The 18,257-nt window shown below is 74.3% G+C and carries 14 protein-coding genes; 7 read left to right on the top strand and 7 right to left on the bottom strand.

Annotated elements, in window-relative coordinates; translation table 11 throughout:
• Nucleotides 1-233: 233 nt before the first annotated feature.
• The 7 genes from IH09_RS04710 to IH09_RS04680 all read left to right on the top strand — a co-directional run bounded on the left by IH09_RS04710 (nt 234) and on the right by IH09_RS04680 (nt 8,540).
• The gene (locus IH09_RS04710; protein ID WP_052854295.1) at nt 234-1,874 is read left to right on the top strand and encodes an NRAMP family divalent metal transporter; all 1,641 of its coding nucleotides are present in this window, start codon (nt 234-236) and stop codon (nt 1,872-1,874) included.
• A gap of 158 nt (nt 1,875-2,032) precedes the next feature.
• Nucleotides 2,033-2,482, top strand: coding sequence for a winged helix-turn-helix domain-containing protein (locus IH09_RS04705; protein WP_052854293.1), 450 nt, complete (start codon nt 2,033-2,035; stop codon nt 2,480-2,482).
• A 176-nt stretch (nt 2,483-2,658) separates the two neighbouring features.
• Nucleotides 2,659-3,438: a 2,3-dihydro-2,3-dihydroxybenzoate dehydrogenase gene (locus IH09_RS04700; RefSeq protein WP_052854290.1), complete on the top strand. Its 780-nt coding sequence runs from the start codon at nt 2,659-2,661 to the stop codon at nt 3,436-3,438.
• Nucleotides 3,439-3,554: 116 nt separating this feature from the next.
• Nucleotides 3,555-4,199, top strand: a complete 645-nt coding sequence (locus IH09_RS04695) for an isochorismatase family protein (protein ID WP_052854288.1) — start codon at nt 3,555-3,557, stop codon at nt 4,197-4,199.
• Nucleotides 4,200-4,204: 5 nt separating this feature from the next.
• Nucleotides 4,205-4,435 (top strand): phosphopantetheine-binding protein, encoded by a 231-nt coding sequence (locus IH09_RS04690; RefSeq protein ID WP_052854285.1) that lies wholly within the window; start codon nt 4,205-4,207, stop codon nt 4,433-4,435.
• Nucleotides 4,432-8,358, top strand: coding sequence for a non-ribosomal peptide synthetase (locus IH09_RS04685; RefSeq protein ID WP_052854283.1), 3,927 nt, complete (start codon nt 4,432-4,434; stop codon nt 8,356-8,358). Before IH09_RS04690 ends, IH09_RS04685 begins: the two co-directional genes overlap by 4 nt.
• Nucleotides 8,355-8,540, top strand: a complete 186-nt coding sequence (locus IH09_RS04680) for an MbtH family NRPS accessory protein (RefSeq protein ID WP_052854280.1) — start codon at nt 8,355-8,357, stop codon at nt 8,538-8,540. The genes IH09_RS04685 and IH09_RS04680 overlap by 4 nt, the downstream gene beginning before the upstream one ends.
• Before the next feature lie 81 nt (nt 8,541-8,621).
• On the opposite strand, the gene IH09_RS04675 is transcribed toward IH09_RS04680, so the two are convergent.
• From IH09_RS04675 to IH09_RS04645, 7 genes are read right to left on the bottom strand one after another with little or no spacing between them, the layout of a single operon-like run.
• Nucleotides 8,622-9,680, bottom strand: a complete 1,059-nt coding sequence (locus IH09_RS04675; RefSeq protein WP_052854278.1) for a FecCD family ABC transporter permease — start codon at nt 9,678-9,680, stop codon at nt 8,622-8,624.
• A complete protein-coding gene (locus IH09_RS04670; protein WP_052854276.1) occupies nt 9,677-10,726 on the bottom strand; it encodes a FecCD family ABC transporter permease in 1,050 nt (349 codons plus the stop codon). Before IH09_RS04670 ends, IH09_RS04675 begins: the two co-directional genes overlap by 4 nt.
• On the bottom strand, nt 10,723-11,331 hold the full coding sequence (locus tag IH09_RS04665) for a dTDP-4-dehydrorhamnose 3,5-epimerase family protein (RefSeq protein WP_052854274.1): 609 nt from the start codon (nt 11,329-11,331) through the stop codon (nt 10,723-10,725). The genes IH09_RS04670 and IH09_RS04665 overlap by 4 nt, the downstream gene beginning before the upstream one ends.
• Nucleotides 11,331-12,293: a dTDP-4-dehydrorhamnose reductase gene (rfbD, locus tag IH09_RS04660; protein ID WP_110952064.1), complete on the bottom strand. Its 963-nt coding sequence runs from the start codon at nt 12,291-12,293 to the stop codon at nt 11,331-11,333. The genes IH09_RS04665 and rfbD overlap by 1 nt, the downstream gene beginning before the upstream one ends.
• Nucleotides 12,290-13,249 carry a dTDP-glucose 4,6-dehydratase gene (gene rfbB, locus IH09_RS04655; protein ID WP_052854272.1) on the bottom strand — a complete coding sequence of 320 codons (960 nt, stop codon included), beginning with the start codon at nt 13,247-13,249 and terminating at the stop codon, nt 12,290-12,292. The genes rfbD and rfbB overlap by 4 nt, the downstream gene beginning before the upstream one ends.
• 51 nt (nt 13,250-13,300) lie before the next feature.
• The gene (locus IH09_RS04650; protein WP_052854270.1) at nt 13,301-14,368 is read right to left on the bottom strand and encodes a glucose-1-phosphate thymidylyltransferase; all 1,068 of its coding nucleotides are present in this window, start codon (nt 14,366-14,368) and stop codon (nt 13,301-13,303) included.
• Nucleotides 14,365-18,108, bottom strand: coding sequence for an ABC transporter transmembrane domain-containing protein (locus IH09_RS04645; RefSeq protein ID WP_190233203.1), 3,744 nt, complete (start codon nt 18,106-18,108; stop codon nt 14,365-14,367). The genes IH09_RS04650 and IH09_RS04645 overlap by 4 nt, the downstream gene beginning before the upstream one ends.
• Between the last annotated feature and the right edge of the window lie 149 nt (nt 18,109-18,257).

Below are 18,257 nucleotides of genomic sequence, written 5' to 3'. Positions count from 1 at the left end.
GCGGCATGGACAGCGGTGGCAGTAGACCGGGCCGTGGTTGCGCCCCACTCTGCATGTTCTCGTTCTTCTCCGGCACCCGGTAACCACCTTCTCCACCGGCGCGTTCGCGCTCCCACCCTGCCCCCGTGCGGCCGATCGCCGCCCCGGGGTGCCGGGCTGCGCCCGCCCGCCGGCGGACCGCTGCCGCGTGCCCCCCAACACCTCGCCCTGTCAAGGGGTTCGGGAGGCTTGCCATGACCCACACCGCACTCGACCCGGTACCGGCGGAGCGCGCCGCCGTACTGGATGACGCGCATCTCGGCGACATCCAGGGCGCGCTCGGCACCATCAGGCTCGACGACCACGGCGCGCGCCGGGGCCTGTCCGCCAAGCTCAAGACCCTGCTGGCGATAGTCGGCCCCGGCCTGATCGTGATGGTCGGCGACAACGACGCGGGCGCGTTCGCCACCTACGGCCAGGCCGGGCAGAACTACGGCACCCACCTGCTGTGGACCCTGCTGCTGCTCGTCCCCGTCCTCTACGTCAATCAGGAGATGGTCCTGCGGCTCGGCGCGGTGACCGGGGTGGGGCACGCGCGGCTGATCCTGGAGCGGTTCGGGAAGTTCTGGGGCGCGTTCAGCGTGATCGACCTGTTCCTGCTCAATGCGCTGACCCTGGTGACGGAGTTCATCGGGATCACCCTCGCCGCCGGATATCTGGGGCTGCCCAAGGCCGCCTCGGTCGTCCTGGCCGCGCTCGTCATCGTCGCCTCCGCGTTCACCGGCTCCTTCCGCCGCTTCGAGCGGATCGCGATCTGCCTGTGCGCGGCGTCCCTGCTGCTGGTGCCGGTCTACTTCCTCGTCCACCCCGCGGCCTCGCAGATGGCGCTCGGCCTCATCACCCCCGGCCTGCCCGGCGGCTCCGGTGAGCTGTCCACCGTCATACTGCTGATCATCGGCATCGTCGGCACCACGGTCGCCCCCTGGCAGCTGTTCTTCCAGCAGTCGTACGTCATCGACAAGCGCATCACCCCGCGGTTCATGCGCTACGAGAAGGCCGACCTGTGGATCGGCATCGTCATCGTCGTCATCGGCGGCGCCGCCATGATGGGCTTCACCGCCGCCGCGTTCGCCGGCACCACCGGCTTCGGGAACTTCGGCGACGCCGCCGGTATCGCCCACGGTCTGGAGGTCCACGCCGGCAAGCTCGCCGGAGTCCTGTACGCCATCGCCCTCCTGGACGCCTCCGTCATCGGCGCGTTCGCGGTGTCGCTCTCCACCGCCTACGCCATCGGTGACGTCTTCGGCATGAAGCACTCCCTGCACCGCGGGGTCAAGGGCGCCAAGGGCTTCTACGCCATCTATGCCGGGCTGGTCGCGGCGGCCGCCGCGATCGTGCTGATCCCCGGCTCCCCGCTCGGCCTGCTCACCGAGGGCGTACAGACCCTCGCCGGTGTCCTGCTGCCGTCCGCCTCGGTCTTCCTGCTGCTGCTCTGCAACGACAAGCAGGTCCTCGGCCCGTGGGTCAACGGCCCCCGTACCAACGCCTTCACCGCCGTCGTGGTGGGCGTGCTGGTGTCCCTGTCCGTCGTCCTGACCGCCTCCGTGCTCTTCCCCGACATCAGCGCCGACGCGATCATCGACATCATGGCCGGCTGCGCCGCCGCCGGCATCCTCGCGGCCGGTTACGCCGGCACCCGGCGCCGCACCGCGGCCAGGCAGGACCCGGTCGACCGCACCGGCCGGGACACCTGGCGGATGCCGCCGCTGGAGACCCTGACCCGCCCGGCCATGTCCACCACCCGCAGGATCGGCATGGGCACCCTGCGGACCTATCTGTTCATCGCGATGATCCTGGTCGTCGTCAAGATCGTCCAAGTGGCGCTGGGCGGTTGAACCGTGGGGCGGTCCGGGCCCCCTGACCCGGGCGCCGGATCCGGCGCCCGGTGGAACGCCTCGGGCGCTCGTTTCCGTCTTCCATACCGGCGGTGCGGGTCCGCCCGGTCCCGCACCGCACCCGATTTCCCGCACCACCGAACCCGTCAGGAGCAGCTATGACCCTGCGTCACCGATTGGTCCACCGCGTTTACCGCGACCGCGTCGCCACGGCCGCGGAGTTACGGCGGGGCGACCCCGCCCGCCCCGTACCGCGGCCGCCGGCCATCGCACCACGGGCCGCGGAACCGCCCCGGGCCCCGGTGCACCGCGTCCGCGGTCTCGTGGTCGACTGCGATTCCCGCAGTGTCGAGGTCGACGGGCGCCAACTGGAGCTGACCTGCATGGAGTTCGAACTCCTCGCCCATCTCGTCGCCAACCGGCGGCGGGTCTACAGCCGCCCGCAGCTGATGGAGCTGGTGTGGCAGCAGACCCCCGTGGGGTACACGCGCACCGTCGATGTCCACATCGCCCGCCTGCGGAGCAAGCTCGGCCCCGGCCACCGGACGCTGATCCGCACCGTACGGCAGGTCGGCTACGCGTTCGATCCGGCCAACCGGGCGCGGTAGGGGAGGGCCGGCCGGGGTCCGGGCCCGCACCGGAACCCGGCCGGGTGCAACGTCTTTGCGGGTGGCCGCCGTTGACACCCACCGGGCCGGGCGCCCGGCCGGGGCGGCGCCCGCGCTCGCGATCTTCGTGTTAGGTTAGGCTTGCCTAAGTGATGACGTGAGTGAGGGGAAACGGCGTGCGGGAAACCGAACTTTCCGGCCGGACGGCACTGGTCACCGGCGCGGGCCGGGGCATAGGGGAGGCCGTGGCGCGACTGCTGGCCGACCAGGGTGCGCGGGTGGTCGCCGTGGACCGGGACGCCGACGGCGTCACCGCCCTGGAGGACGAGTACGGCGCCGGCCGGATCACCGGCCGTGCCGTCGACATCACCGACCGCGCGGCCGTCGACGCCCTGGTGGCCGACGCCGAACGCACCGCCGGGCCGCTGGACATCCTGGTCAACGTCGCCGGTGTGCTGCGGACCGCGCCCGTCGTGGAACTCACCGACCAGGACTGGGACGACACCTTCGCCGTGAACACCACCGGCGTCTTCCAGCTCTCCCGCGCCGCGGCGCGCACCATGACCACCCGGCGCAGCGGCTGCATCGTCACCGTGGGCTCCAACGCGGCCGGGGTGCCGCGCGCCGGAATGGCCGCGTACGCCGCCTCCAAGGCCGCCGCGACGCTCTTCACCAAATGCCTCGGCCTCGAACTGGCCCGCAGCGGCGTACGGTGCAACGTCGTCTCGCCCGGCTCCACCGACACCCCCATGCAGCGGCAGCTGTGGACCGGACCGGAGGCCCGCGACCGCATCATCGACGGCGACCCCGAGTCCTACCGGGTCGGCATCCCGCTCGGCCGGATCGCCGAACCCCGCGACATCGCCGAGGCCGTCGGCTTCCTCGTCTCGGACCGCGCCCGGCACATCACCATGCACGATCTGTACGTCGACGGCGGCGCGACGCTGCGCGCCTGACGCCGCCCGCACCCGACGGCCCGCACGCCCGCCGGCGACCGCCCGTACGACGGCCCCGGCCGCCCGGCCCCCGCAGCTCCGACACCCCCACCCCTTCACCAGCGAAAGGCCCTGTCATGGCGCTCCCCGCCATCGCCCCGTACCCCATGCCCACCCCCGACGCGCTGCCCGCCCAGCGCGTCGACTGGACCGTGGACCCCAGCCGGGCCGTACTGCTCGTGCACGACCTCCAGAACTACTTCCTGCGCGCCTTCACCGAAGGGGCCGCGCCGCTCACCGAACTCCTGGAGAACGTGGGCCGGTTGACGGCCGCCTGCCGCGCGTCGGGCATCCCCGTCGTCTACTCCGCGCAGCCCGCCGGCCAGACCCCCGACCAGCGCGGACTCCAGCAGGACTTCTGGGGCCCCGGACTGCCGGCCGAACCGGCGGACGCCGCGGCCATCGCCGCACCCGTCGCCCCGCAGCCCGGCGACACCCTGCTGACCAAGTGGAAGTACAGCGCGTTCGCCCGTACCGACCTCGGCGAGCAGCTCGCCGGCCTCGGCCGCGACCAGCTCGTCGTGGTCGGCGTCTACGCGCACATCGGCGTACTGATGACGGCCTGCGACGCGTGGATGCGCGACATCCAGGCATTCGTCGTCGCCGACGCCGTCGCCGACTTCTCGGCCGCCGACCACCAGCAGGCGCTGCGCTGGGCGGCGGACAAGTGCGCGCGGCTCACCACCACCGACGCCCTGTGCCAGGGCATCGAGGGGGTCTGACCGCGATGGCCCTGACACTGCAGCAGATACGCGCCGATGTCGCCGAGACGCTCGGCGAGGACCCGGCCGACATCCCCGACGACGAGAACCTCGTGGACTACGGCCTCGACTCGATCCGCATCATGAGCCTGATCGGCCGCTGGCGCCGCGACCACGGCATCGAGACGACCTTCGTCGACCTCGCCGAACGCCCCGCCATCGACGCCTGGGCGGCACTGCTGGGGGTCGCGCCATGACCGCCGCCCCGGCCGGGACCGCTACCGCGGGCGGCGCACCGCTCACCGCCGCGCAATCCGGTATGTGGTACGCCCAGGCCCTCGACCCGGACAGCCCCGCGCAGAACACCGCGGAATGCGTCGAGATCCACGGCACGCTGGACCCGGCGCGCTTCGCCGAGGCGCTGCACCGGACCGTCGGCGAGACGGACGCGTTGCGCGTCCGCATCGAGGACACCCCCGCCGGACCACGGCAGTTCGCCCTGGAGATCGAACCGTCCGGGCATGGCTTCCCGATGCACGCCGCGGACCTGCGCGACCAGGGCGACCCGGACGCGGTCGCCCGCGCCTGGATGCGCGACGACCTCGCGGACCCCTTCGACCTGGCCACCGGACCGCTCTTCCGGCACGCCCTCTTCCGGGTGGGCGAGCGGCGCTGGCTCTGGTACCAGCGGGTGCACCACATCGTCCTGGACGGCTTCGGCTACGCGCTGGTCGCCCGTCGGGTCGCCGAGGTCTACAGCGCCCTCGCCGCGGGCGAGGAGGCCGGGCCCAGCCCCTTCGGGCGGCTCGCGGAACTCGTCGCCGAGGACGCCGCGTACCGCGCCGGTGAGGCGTACGAGAAGGACCGCGCGCACTGGAGCGACACCTTCGCCGACCGCCCCGACGTGCCCACCCTGGCCGGGCGCGGCGCCCTGCCCTCGCGTACCTTCCTGCGCCGCACCAGCACGCTCGGCACCGATGTCCGCGACCGGATCGAGACGCTGGCCGGCGCCGTCCGCGCCACCTGGCCGGAAGTCCTGATCGCCACCCAGGCGCTGTACGTCGCCCGCGCCACCGGCAGCGCCGAGGTCGTCCTCGGCCTGCCGATGATGGGCCGGCTGGGCTCCGCCGCGCTGCGTATCCCCGGCATGGTCATGAACGTGCTGCCGCTGCGGCTGACCGTCACCCCGCAGGCGACGTTCGCCGAACTCACCCGCCAGGTCGTCCTCGGCATCCGCGCCGCCCGCCGCCACCAGCGCTACCGCTACGAGGACATCCGGCGCGACCTCGGACTGCTCGGCGAGCGGCGGGCGCTCACCGGCCCGCTGGTCAACGTCATGCCCTTCGACTACGCGCTGGACTTCGCCGGCGCCCCCTGCACGGCCCACAACCTGTCCGCGGGCCCGGTCGACGATCTGACCGTCAACATCTACGACCGGGGCGACGGCGGCGGACTGCGTATCGACCACGACGGCAACCCGGCCCTCTACACGGCCCGGGAACTCGCCGCCCACCAGGACCGGTTCCTGGATCTGCTCGACCGGATCGCGGCCGCCGACCCGCACGCCCCGCTGGCCGTCCACGGCATCGCCACCGCCGCCGAACGTCACCTGGTGCTGACGGAGTTCAACGACACGGCCCGCGCCGTGCCGGCGACCACCCTGATCGGCCCCGTCGAGGCGCAGGCCATCCGCACCCCCGACGCCCCCGCCCTCGTCCACGGCGATCTGACCCTCAGCTACGCACAGCTCACCGGCCGCGCCAACCGGCTCGCCCGGCACCTGGCCACGCTGGGTGTGCGCCCCGGAGCGGTCGTCGCCGTCGCGCTGCCGCGCTCGGCCGACCTGGTCATCGCCCTGCTGGCGGTCCTGAAGGCGGGCGGCGCCTACCTGCCGCTCGACCCGGACCACCCGGCCGACCGGCTCGTGGGCATGGTCGAGGACGCCGCACCCGTCTGCGTCCTCACCGATGTCGCCGGCCGGCTGCCGGAGACCGGCCCGCCCACCGTCGTCCTCGACGGGCTCGACCTCTCCGCCCACCTCGACATCACCCCGCCCCGCGCGCTGACCCCGCGGCACCCCGCGTACGTCATCTACACCTCCGGCTCCACCGGCCGCCCCAAGGGCGTCGTCGTCCCGCACGCCGCGATCGACAACCGGCTGCGGTGGATGCAGGCCGCCTACCCGCTGACCGCGGGCGACCGGGTGCTGCAGAAGACACCCGCCGGCTTCGACGTGTCCGTATGGGAGTTCTTCTGGCCGCTGCGCGAGGGCGCCACCCTCGTCGTCGCCGAGCCCGGCGGCCACAAGGACCCGGCCTACCTGGCCCGCACCATCCGCGAACAGGCCGTCACCACCTGCCACTTCGTGCCCTCCATGCTCCAGGTCTTCCTCGCGGAACCGGACGCCGCGCGCTGCACCGGGCTGCGCCGGGTCTTCTGCAGCGGCGAGGCGCTGGCGCGCGAGACGGCGCAGGACTTCGCCCGGGTGCTGCCCGGAGTGCCGCTGCACAACCTGTACGGCCCGACCGAAGCAGCCGTCGACGTCACGTACCACGCCTGCCGGCCCGGCGAGGACGGCCCGGTGCCCATCGGGCGGCCCGTCTGGAACACCCGGCTGTACGTCCTGGACGCGGCCCTCCAGCCGTGCCCGCCGGGCATCCCCGGCGAGCTGTACCTCGCCGGCCCCCAGCTCGCCACCGCCTACCTCGGCCGCCCCGGGCTCACCGCCACCCGCTTCGTGGCCGACCCCTACGGCGCCCCGGGCACCCGGATGTACCGCACCGGAGACCTGGCCCGCTGGACGGCGGACGGCGAGGTGGAGTACCTCGGGCGCACCGACCACCAGGTCAAACTGCGCGGGCTGCGCATCGAACTCGGCGAGATCGAGGCGGCGCTGGCGGCCGCGCCCGCCGTCACCGGGGCCTGCGTCCTGGTCCGCGAGGACCGGCCCGGCGACCAGCGGCTGGTCGGCTATGTCACCGCCGCGCACCCCGCCCCCGCCCCCGACCCCGAGGAACTGCGCACTCGGCTCGCCGCGACGCTGCCCGACTACATGGTGCCCGGCGCGGTACTCGTCCTCGACGACTTCCCGCTCAGCCCCAACGGCAAGCTGGACCGCGGCGCGCTGCCCGCCCCCACCGCCGTTACCGGCGACCGGGCACCGCGCACCCACCAGGAGGAGACCCTCGCCCGGCTGTTCGCCGACGCCCTGGGCCTGCCGTCGGTCGGGGTGGACGACGGTTTCTTCGACCTCGGCGGCACCTCGCTGCTCGCGGCCCGGCTGGTCGCCCGGGTGCGCGACGCGCTGGGGACGGACCTCACCATCGGCACCCTCTTCCAGGCGCCGACCCCCGCCGCGCTCGCCACGAAGCTCGGCGCCGGGACCGGCAGCGCGGACGACGCCCTCGGCGTGCTGCTGCCGCTGCGCCCCCACGGCGACCGCACCCCGCTCTTCGTCCTGCACCCGGCGGGCGGTATCAGCTGGTGCTACTCCGGGCTGCTCGCCCACCTCGACGCGCACCAGCCCGTGCACGGCCTCCAGGCCCGCGGACTGGTCCACGACGAACCCCTGCCGGCCACGCTGGAGGAGATGGCGGCCGACTACGCCGGCCAGCTCCGCCGCGTCCAGCCGCACGGCCCCTACCGGCTGCTCGGCTGGTCCGTCGGCGGCGTCCTCGCGCACACCGTCGCGGTACTCCTCCAGGAGGCGGGCGAGCGGGTCGAGTTGCTCGCCATGCTGGACGCCTACCCCTCCGACCAGTGGCGCGACCAGGCCGTACCGGGCGAGACGGACGCGCTGACCGCACTGCTGCGGATGGCCGGCTTCGACCGCACCGACGAACTCACCCGCGAGGACGTGCTCGGCACGCTCCAGCGCGAGGGCAGCGCGCTGGCCGGACTCTCCGAGCGCACCCTCTCCGCCGTCGTGGACATCGTCGTCAACAACGCCCGGCTGATGCGCGCCCACCACCACCGCGTCTTCGACGGCGAGGTGCTCTTCTTCACCGCCGCGGCGCCCCGCGCCGAGGACTGGCTGACCCACGAGGCGTGGACGCCCTACGTCAGCGGCGCGCTGCGCGCCCACGAGATCGACTGCCTGCACCCGCAGATGACCCAGGCACCGCACCTCGACACCATCGCGGCGGTGCTCGCCGCCCGGCTGAAGGAACTCGACGGATGACCCCCACCGCGCCCTTCGACCCGACGGAGTCCGCCGCCGCCACCCACCTGGTGCTCGCCGACGGGCACGGCGACCGCTCCCTGTGGCCGGGCCATATCGCCGTCCCCGCGGGCTGGCACACCGTCCACGGACCGGCCTCGTACGCGGCCTGCCTGGCACACGCCGAGGCCGCCGGAAACTGACCGCACACCGCGAACCGCCGCCGCCGACCGGAACTGCCCGGTCGGCGGCGGCGGTTCGTTCCCCGTGCTCCGGGCCGCGCGCTACAGCCGCCCCGACCTGCGCTCCCGCAGCAGCAGCCAGGCCAGATACACCCCGCCCGCGACGCCGGTCACCACGCCCACCGGCAGGATCGCCGACTGGGAGATCCGCTGGGTGGCCCAGTCCGCCCCGGTGACCAGCACCGCGCCCATCCAGGCCGCGGGCAGCACGTTCGGGCCGGGGGAGCGGGTCACCCGGCGCGCCAGCTGGGGTGCGGCGAGGGCGACGAAGGGGATGGGGCCGGCCGCCGCGACCGCCATCGCGGTCAGCCCGGTACCGGCCGCCAGCAGCACCAGCCGGCTGCGCTCGGGCCGGATACCGAGCGCGGCCGCCGTGTCGTCGCCCATCTCCAGCAGCGACAGCCGGCGCGCGTAGGCGAGTACCACCGGAACCAGCGCGGCCAGTCCCAGCGCGGCGGTCCATACCTCGCTCCAGCCGCGCCCGTTGAGCGACCCCACCATCCAGGTGGCCGCCTGCGCGGCCTTGCCGATCTCCGCGCGGACGTACAGGAAGCTGGTGGCCGAGCCCAGCACCGCGGCGGCGCCGATGCCCACCAGGACCAGCCGGTAGCCGTGCACCCCGCGCTTCCAGGCGAGCAGATACACCGCGGCCGCCGTCACCAGGCCGCCGCAGACCGCCCCGAGCGCCGTCTGCGGGGCGCCCGCGTTCAGCACGATGATGGCGACCAGCGCCCCGGCCGAGGCGCCGTTGCCGAAGCCGATGATGTCCGGGCTGCCCAGCGGATTGCGTGACAGCGACTGGAAGACCGCGCCCGCCATCCCCATCGCGAAGCCGACGAGCAGCCCGTCCAGGGCCCGGGGCAGGCGCAGGCCGCGCACGATGAAGTCGGCGCCCGGCGGCCCGTCTCCGGCCAGCGTGCGCACCACCTCCCACGGGCTGAGCGCGTAGCGCCCCGTACCGATGGCCAGCACCGTCACCACGGCCGCGACCAGTGCCAGCGCCGTACACACCAGCAGCGCGCGCCGGTCGAAGCGCAGCGACCAGCCCGCCCCGGTACGCACCGCACCGCGCGTGACGGTCACGTTCTTGAACAGGGTCACAGCTGGGCCACCTTCCGCTGCCGGACCAGATGGATGAAGAGCAGCCCGCCGAGGAAGGCCGTGACGATGCCCACCTCGATCTCGGACGGCGGGACGACGACCCGGCCCACCACGTCGGAGGCGAGCATCAGCACCGGCGCGTACAGCGCACAGGCCGGGAAGAGCCAGCGCGGATCGGGGCCGCTGAAGACCCGTACCGCGTGCGGGATCATCAGCCCGATGAAGCCGATCGGACCGCACACGGCGGTGGCGGCGCCGCACAGCAGGGTGATGGCGGCGATCGACAGCACCCGGGTACGCCCCACATGGGCGCCCAGCGCCCGCGCCGAATCGTCCCCGAGCGCCATCGCGCCGAGCGGCCGGGCGAGCCCGAACGCCAGCAGCATCCCGGCCACCAGCATCGGCAGCGCCTTGACCAGCAGGCCCGCGTCGCGGCCCGCAAGGGTGCCGACGGACCAGTGGCGCATCGTCTCCAGCGTGCCCAGATCGACCAGTTGCAGCCCGTTGACATAGCCGAACAGCGCCGCGTTGACCGCGGTCCCGGCCAGCGCGAGCCGCACCGGGGTGGCGGCCCGGCTGCCGCCCAGCAGATTGACCAGGATCGCGGCGAGTGCCGCGCCGGCCAGCGCGAACCACAGATAGAGGTCGAAGGACTCCACCCCGAGCAGGCTGATCGCGGTGACCACGGCCGCCGAGGCGCCCGCGTTGACCCCCAGCAGCCCGGGGTCGGCCAGCGGGTTGCGGGTCAGCGTCTGCATCACCGCCCCGGCGAGGCCGAGCGCCGCGCCCGCCGCGATCCCGATCAGGGTGCGCGGCAGCCGCAACTGCCGGACGATGGCGTCGTTCTCGGTGCCCGACGGGGAGACCAGCGCCGACCACACGTCGTGCAGCGGTATCTGCCGGGTGCCGATCGCCAGGCTCGCGAGCACCACGACGGCCAGCAGGACGAGCCCGAGCAGCAGCCCGGCGGTGCGTAGCGCCGCCCGCCGGCCGGGCGGCGCCGGGACCTGCGCCGCGGGGCCGAGCGCGCCGGCCACCGCCGTCATCCGGCCCGTCCCGCGGCGGCCGCGTCCGCACGGTGGCGCACACAGTCCTCGTACGACGGCAGGATGCCCAGCCGTTCGGCCTCCCGCAGGGTGGGGGCCGCCGCGTCCTTGGGCGACAGCAGCGGCGCGAGGTCCGCCGGCCACTCGATGCCGAGGTCCGGGTCGAGCGGGTGCACCGCGTGCTCGCGCCGCGGCCGGTAGCCGGTGGAGCACAGGTACACCACCGTGGCGTCGTCGGTCAGCGCGCAGAACGCGTGCCCCAGCCCCTCGGAGAGGTACACCGCGGTGCCCTCGGCCGAGGCGAGCGGCACCGCCTCCCAGGCGCGGTAGGTCGGTGAGCCGCGCCGCAGGTCGACGACGACGTCCAGCACCGTGCCTCGCACACAGGTGACGTACTTGGCCTGGCCGGGCGGCACCTCGCTGAAGTGGATACCGCGCAGCGAACCGCGCCGGGAGACCGAGCAGTTCGCCTGGGCGAGCACCGGCGGGTGCCCGGCGGCGGCGCCGAACTCGTCGGTCCGGAACCATTCGTGGAAACTGCCCCGCTCGTCGCGGTGCACGGCCGGGCTGCGCACCCAGGCCCCTTCGATGCTCAGCGGGCGCATCAGGCCACTCCCTTGGAATCGTAGGTACCCGTGGGGAAACCGGAAACATCGGGCGCATCGGGCGCGTCCGGCGGGGGCGGTGACGGCAGCGGCGGACAGGGCCGGGTGGTGGCGCTCAGCGCCTCGGCGAGCCCGTCCGCCCAGGGCCGCGGCGGCGCCAGCCCGGCCGCCGCCCAGCGCCCGTGCCCCAGGACGCCGAACGCCGGGCGCGGGGCGGGCCGGCCCAGCTGCGCGGTGCTGATCGGGCGGACCAGCGCGGGGTCGGCGCCGGTCAGCCGGAAGACCTCCCGGGCCAGCCCGAACCAGGTGGTGCGGCCCGCGGCGGTGGCGTGGAAGACGCCCGCCGCCCGCTCGGCCGGCAGCCCGCCCAGGGCCAGCAGCCGCCCGGCGACGTCCCGCGCCCAGGTCGGCTGCCCGTACTGGTCGTCCACGACCCGCACCTCGGCGCCGGCCGCGGCCCGTTCGGCCATCGTGGTCACGAAGTTGCGGCCGTGGCCGGCGTAGAGCCAGGCGGTGCGCACCACCGTGCCCAGCCGGGGCAGTTCCTCCAGCACCGCCCGCTCACCGGCCAGCTTGCCGCGGCCGTACGCCGAGCGCGGTGCCGCCGGGGCGTCCTCCGGGTACGGGGTGTCCGCATCGCCCGCGAAGACGTAGTCGGTGGACAGGTGCAGCATCCGGGAGCGGACACCGGCGCAGGCGCGGGCCAGGGTGCGTACCGCGTCGCCGTTGACGGCCAGCGCCGCCCGCTCGGCGCTCTCGGCGCCGTCGACATCGGTCCACGCGGCGCAGTTGACGACGACGGCGGGCCGGGCGCGGCGCAGTGTCCGGTGCACCGCGGCGGCGTCGGTGAGGTCGAGGTCGGGGCGGGCGAGCGGCAGGACCGGCGCGCCGGTCCGCCGCAGCGCCGCCACCACCTCCCGGCCGAGCATGCCGTCCGCGCCGGTGATCAGCCAGCCGCTCACCGCTGCCACCAGTCCCGGTGCGTGCGGTACCAGTCGACAGTCGCGGCGAGCCCGGTGTCGAAGGAGTGCCGCGGCCGGTAGCCCAGTTCGTCGCGGATCTTCGTCCAGTCCACGGAGTAGCGCAGATCGTGGCCCTTGCGGTCGGCGACGCGCTCGACGCGATCCCAGGAGGCGCCGCAGCCGGTCAGCAGCCGGTCGGTGAGTTCGGTGTTGGTCACTTCGGTGCCGCCGCCGATGTGGTAGACCTCGCCGGCCCGGCCGCCGTCGAGGACCAGGCGCAGGGCCCGGCAGTGGTCGTCGACGTGCAGCCAGTCGCGGACGTTGCGGCCGTCGCCGTAGAGCGGCACCTTGCGGCCTTCCAGAAGGCGGGTGGTGAACAGCGGAATGATCTTCTCCGGGTGCTGGTACGGGCCGTAGTTGTTCGAGCAGCGGGTGACGCGTACGTCGAGGCCGTGCGTGCGGTGGTAGGCCAGCGCCAGCAGATCGGAGCCGGCCTTCGACGCCGCGTAGGGGGAGTTGGGGGCGAGCGGCTGGGACTCCGTCCAGGAGCCGTGGGCGATCGAGCCGTACACCTCGTCGGTGGAGACGTGCACGAAGCGCCCCACACCGTGGGCGACCGCGGACTCCAGGAGGGTCTGGGTGCCCAGGACGTTGGTGGCGGCGAAGTCGGCGCCGGAGCGGATGGACCGGTCCACATGGGACTCGGCGGCGAAGTGCACCACCGCGTCGTGGTGGCGCATCAGCGCCTCGACCAGTTCCCGGTCCCGGATGTCACCATGCACGAAGTCCAGGCAGGGGTGGTCGAGTACGGGGGCGAGGTTGGCCACGTTCCCGGCGTAGGTGAGGGCGTCCAGGACGGTGACCGCGAGGGGGTCGCCGGGTCCTTCGGGGCCGAGCAGGGTGCGGACGAAGTGGGAGCCGATGAAGCCGGCCCCGCCGGTGACGAGGATGCGCATGTAGGGGCTTTCGGTCGCAGGAGGTGGGGACGTGCGGCGGCGCGGCCGCGCTCAGCTGCTGATCTGTACGCGGCTGTGGTCGCCGAGGACGAGGCGGTGCGCCCGGGGCGCCCGGGGCGCACCGGTGACGTGCACATCGCGGGCGATCAGCGAGCCCTCGACGCGGCCCGCCTGTTCGATCCGGGAGCCGGTGAGCACGATGGAGAACTCCACCTCGCTGCCGGTGATCACACAGTCGTCGGCCACCGAGGTCGAGGGGCCGACGTAGGAGTCGGTGACGACGCTGCCCGGACCGATGACCGCGGGCCCCACGATCCGGGAGCGGACCACCCGCGCGCCCGCCTCGATGCGCACCCGGCCCACGAGTTCGCTCGCCGCGTCCACCGTGCCGTGCCGGGCGGGCTCGACCGTCTCCAGGACGGAGCGGTTGACCTCCAGCATGTCGGTGACGTTGCCGGTGTCCTTCCAGTAGCCGGTGATGACGGTGGGGCTGACGGTGTACCCCTGGGCGACCAGCCACTGGAGGGCGTCGGTGATCTCCAGCTCGCCGCGGGCGGACGGGGCGATGGCCCGCACCGCGGTGTGCACGGCGGGGGTGAAGAGGTAGACGCCGACCAGCGCCAGGTCGCTGCGCGGGGCGGGCGGCTTCTCCGTCAGCCGGCTCACCCGCCCCTCGGCGTCGAGTTCGGCGACGCCGAACGCGCTGGGGTCGGACACCTTGGTCAGCAGGATGCCCGCGTCCGGCCGCCGGGCACGGAAGCCGTCCACCAGCTCGGTGATGCCGCCGACGACGAAGTTGTCACCCAGATACATCACGAAGTCGTCGTCGCCGAGCCAGTCGCGGGAGATCAGCACCGCATGGGCCAGGCCCAGCGGCCGGTCCTGCGGCAGATAGGTGACACGGGCGCCGAACCGCGACCCGTCGCCCACCGCCGCCTCGATCTCCGGCGCGGTGTCGCCGGTGACGATGCCGATCTCGGTGATGCCCGCGGCCACCAGCGATTCGATGCCGTAGAACAGCACCGGCTTGTTGGCGACGGGGACGAGCTGCTTGGCGGAGGTGTGCGTGATGGGCCGCAGTCTGCTGCCGGTCCCGCCCGCCAGAACGAGTGCCTTCACGGTCGGTTCACTCCTGAGGTGTGTGTCGCGTCGGATGTGGGCGAGGTGTCCGGTGCCGGCGGGGCGCCGGGCGTCGGCGCCGTGCCGTCGAGGGCGGGCGGGGCGTCGGCCCCGGTGCCCGCCGTGTAGTGCCGCCACAGCCGCGCATAGCCGCCGCCGGCCGCGAGCAGCTGGTCGTGGGTGCCCTCTTCGGTGACGGCGCCGCCGTCGAGGACGACGATCCGGTCGGCGCGGGCCGCGGTCGCCAGCCGGTGGGCGACGACGACGGTGGTGCGCCGCGCGGCGGTGCGTTCGGTGGCGCGGGCCACCGCGCGTTCGGTGGCCGGGTCCAGCGAGGCGGTGGCCTCGTCCAGCAACAGCAGCCCGGGATCGACGAGTTCGGCGCGGGCCAGCGCGATCAGCTGGCGCTGCCCCGCGGAGAGCGACTGCCCGCGCTCATCGACCGGCTGGTGGAACCCGTAGGGCTGCGCGGCGACGGCCTCCAGCGCGCCGACCGCGCGGGCGGCGGCCTCCACCTCGGCGTCGGTGGCGTCCGGGCGCCCATAGCGGATGTTGTCCGCGATGTCGCCGGTGAACAGATGGGCCTCCTGCGGGACGTAGCCGATCAGCCGGCGGTAGCCGGACGCCGGCCAGCGGCGGATGTCGGTGCCGTCGACGGTGAGGCGGCCCGCGCCCGGGTCGTAGAACCGGGCCAGCAGTTTGACCACCGTGGACTTGCCCGCACCGGTCGCGCCGACCAGCGCGACGGTCTCGCCCGCCGCGACCCGCAGCCCGGCCCCGCGCAGCGAGGGGCGGTCGGCCCCCGGGTAGGTGTGGGTGACGCCGTGCAGTTCGAGCGCGCCGGTCAGCCGCGCGGGCAGCGGTGCGGGGTCGGCCGTCTCCGGGACGGACGGCGCCAGGCGCAGCAGCTCCACACACCGGCGCAGGCCCACGGACGCCTGCTGATAGCTGTCGAACGCCTGGGAGAGCTGCTGGATCGGGGCGAAGAACATCCCGAGGTAGAGCATGAACGCGACCAGCACCCCGGGGCTGAGGTCACCGCCGGCCACCCGGTTCGCGCCGACCAGCAGCACCAGCGCCCGGGAGAGTTCGGAGCACAGGTTGACGGCGGGGAAGTACACCGACGCATAGCGCTGGGCCCGCAGCCGGCTGGCCCGGTAGGCGTCGGAGAGCCGGTCGAAGTCCTGGGCCGCGCCCTTCTCGTGGACCTGGGCCTGGGCGGTGCGCAGTCCGCTGACGTTCTCCTGGAGGCTGGAGTTGACCTCACCGATGCGGCGCCGCGCCTCGTCGTACGCGGCGGACGACAGCCGCCAGAAGACGGCGGTGGCGAGCACCACCAGCGGCAGCAGCGCCAGCGCGGCGAGGGCGAGCGGCGGGTGGACGGCGACCATCGCGCAGACCGCGCCGGTGACGGTCGCCAGCGAGGCCACGGAGGTGAGCAGACCGGTCTGGAGGAAGGCGGCGAGCGCGTCGATGTCGTTGACCACGCGGGTCATCACCGCGCCGCCGCGCTCGCGCTCGTAGAAGTCCATGCCGAGCCGCTGGAGCTGGGCGAAGGTCCGTACCCGCAGGCCGAACAGCACCCGTTCACCGGCCCGCCGGGTGATCCGGCCCTGGAGCGTGAACGCGGCCCAGCCGATGGCCACCGCGAGCGCCGCCAGCAGCACGGACACCGTCAGCGCCGCGCCGTCGTGCGCGCCGACCCCGTCGTCCAGACCGCGCCGTACCAGCAGCGGCAGCGCTACCCCGGCGGCGGTGTCCACCACCAGCAGGGCCAGGCCGAGCAGCAGCGGCAGCCGTACCGGGCGCAGCAGTCGGCGCAGCGAGATACGCGGGTCGGGGGCCCGCAGCCGGTCCTGGTCGAGGTCCGGGTCGTGGTCCGGTACGCCGTCGTCCGGGTCGGCGGGCCGGGCGTCCTCCGGGCGCCGCGGCCACAGGTCGGGGGTGACGCCCGCGGTGGATTCCGGCGCGGTGGCGGTGCGTTCGTCGAGGGAGCCGCTGGCGCCGGCCAGCAGTTCGCGGAAGAGCGGGCAGCGGGCGGTGAGTTCCGCCTCGGTGCCGGTGTCGACGACGCGGCCCGCGTCCAGTACGGCGATCCGGTCGGCGAGCGCCAGGGTGGACCTGCGGTGGGCGATCAGCACCGTGGTGCGGTCCTGGGTGACGGTGCGCAGGGTGGCCTGGACGGCGGCCTCGGTCGCCGGGTCGACGGCCGAGGTGGCGTCGTCCAGTACCAGGACGCGCGGCGCCGAGAGCAGGGCGCGGGCCAGGGCGACGCGCTGGCGCTGGCCGCCGGAGAGCGCCAGCCCGCGCTCGCCCGCCTCGGTGGCGTAGCCGTCCGGGAGCCCGGCGATGAAGGCGTGCGCCCCGGCGGCCTCGGCGGCGGCCCGTACCTCGGCGTCGGTGGCGTCCGGGCGGCCGTAGGCGATGTTGTCGCGCAGCGAGCGGGAGAAGAGGAACGGGTCCTCGAAGACGGTGCCGACGGACGAGCGGAGGGAGGCCAGCGCGATGCCTCTGACGTCGTCCGGTGCGCCCGGCGGGCCGAGCCGGACGCTGCCGGTCTGCGGGTCGTAGAACCGGCTGAGCAGCAGGGAGAGGGTGGATTTGCCGGAGCCGGGCGGGCCGACGACGGCGAGCGTCTCGCCCGCCCGCACGGTCAGCGACACCTCGCTGAGCACCGGGTCGCCGGGCGCGTAGCCGAAGGTCACCCCGCGCAGCTCGATCTCCAGCGGCCCGTCGGCCACCGGTGCCGCGTCCGGGGCGTCGGTGACATCCGGTGTGGCGTCGATGAGTTCGTGGACGCGCTCGGCGGCGGCGCGGGCCTGCTGGGCGGTGACGGTGAAGGTGGCGAGCAGCCGGGCGGGGCCCGCCAGCAGCGTCAGATAGCCGGCGAAGGCGAGGAAGGTGCCGACGTCGATGCTGCCGCGCAGCGCGAGCCAGCCGCCGAGGGCCAGCACGCCGACCTGTCCGGCGGCCGGCAGCGCGGCCATCGTCGCGGTGGCCGCGGCCTGGAGCCGGGAGACGCCGATCCGGTGGGCGAACAGCCGCCGGGCGGCGTGCGTGAGCCGGTCCGTCTCCCGTTCCTCCTGGCCGAAACCCTTCACCACGCGGACGCCGGTGACGGTCTCCTCGACGTGTTCGGCGAGGGCCGCGGCGCGCACCTGGGCGCCGCGGGTGGCCGGCACCAGCCGGGCGCGGCTGCGGGCCGCGGTGAACGCGAGGGCGGGGACGACGGTCAGTGCGACGAGGGTGAGCGGCGCGGAGAGCCAGAGCATGGCGCCGGCCGACACCAGGAACAGGGCGCTGACGCCCACCGGGATGGGGAGCATGCCCAGCAGGACCTGGACCTGCTGGAGATCGCTGTTGGCGCGGGAGACGACCTGCCCGGTACGCAGGGCGTCCTGTTGGACGCCGTCGTAGCGCTGGACGGCGTCGAAGACCTGGGTCCGCAGCCGGTGCTGGACGGCCAGGGCGAGTTTGCCGGCGGCGAACCGGCGGGTGAACTCCGCGCCGAACTGGACCAGGGCCAGCGCGGCGAGCAGTGCGACGAGCGGGCCGATGCGGGAGGTGTCGCCCGCGACGGCGTCGTTCACCGCGAGGCCGGCGAGCAGGGGCCCGAAGGCTTCCAGTCCGGTGCCGAAGACGGAGCTGAGCAGGACGGCGGTCAGGAGGAGGGGATGGCGGCGGCACGCGGCGGCGAGCCTACGTATCCAGCCCGGGGACGTTGCTGATCCGGTAAGCACGAACTTAGCTTAGGCTAAGCTAAGTAGCGGTTGCTCCAGGGTGGCCCGATCCGGCCGACGGAGACGGCACGACACCCGGCAACACGTCCCGCCGCGAGCCCATGTGACGGCAGTTCAGGCAGGCCGGCGGCGACACGGGACGAGACGAC

Origin of the sequence: Streptomyces celluloflavus (assembly GCA_000720995.1) — a bacterium.
Taxonomy (GTDB): domain Bacteria; phylum Actinomycetota; class Actinomycetes; order Streptomycetales; family Streptomycetaceae; genus Streptomyces; species Streptomyces celluloflavus.
The sequence above is the reverse complement of the archived record's forward strand: the minus strand, read 5'-3'. Positions and strand labels throughout refer to the sequence as shown.

Bases quoted from the DNA above. Each gene is read 5' to 3' on its own strand.
- IH09_RS04685 (WP_052854283.1), top strand. From the start codon at position 4,432: ATGACCGCCGCCCCGGCCGGGACCGCTACCGCGGGCGGCGCACCGCTC.
- IH09_RS04705 (WP_052854293.1), top strand. From the start codon at position 2,033: ATGACCCTGCGTCACCGATTGGTCCACCGCGTTTACCGCGACCGCGTC.
- IH09_RS04695 (WP_052854288.1), top strand. From the start codon at position 3,555: ATGGCGCTCCCCGCCATCGCCCCGTACCCCATGCCCACCCCCGACGCG.
- IH09_RS04690 (WP_052854285.1), top strand. From the start codon at position 4,205: ATGGCCCTGACACTGCAGCAGATACGCGCCGATGTCGCCGAGACGCTC.
- IH09_RS04670 (WP_052854276.1), bottom strand. From the start codon at position 10,726: ATGACGGCGGTGGCCGGCGCGCTCGGCCCCGCGGCGCAGGTCCCGGCG.
- IH09_RS04710 (WP_052854295.1), top strand. From the start codon at position 234: ATGACCCACACCGCACTCGACCCGGTACCGGCGGAGCGCGCCGCCGTA.
- rfbB (WP_052854272.1), bottom strand. From the start codon at position 13,249: ATGCGCATCCTCGTCACCGGCGGGGCCGGCTTCATCGGCTCCCACTTC.
- IH09_RS04680 (WP_052854280.1), top strand. From the start codon at position 8,355: ATGACCCCCACCGCGCCCTTCGACCCGACGGAGTCCGCCGCCGCCACC.
- IH09_RS04665 (WP_052854274.1), bottom strand. From the start codon at position 11,331: ATGCGCCCGCTGAGCATCGAAGGGGCCTGGGTGCGCAGCCCGGCCGTG.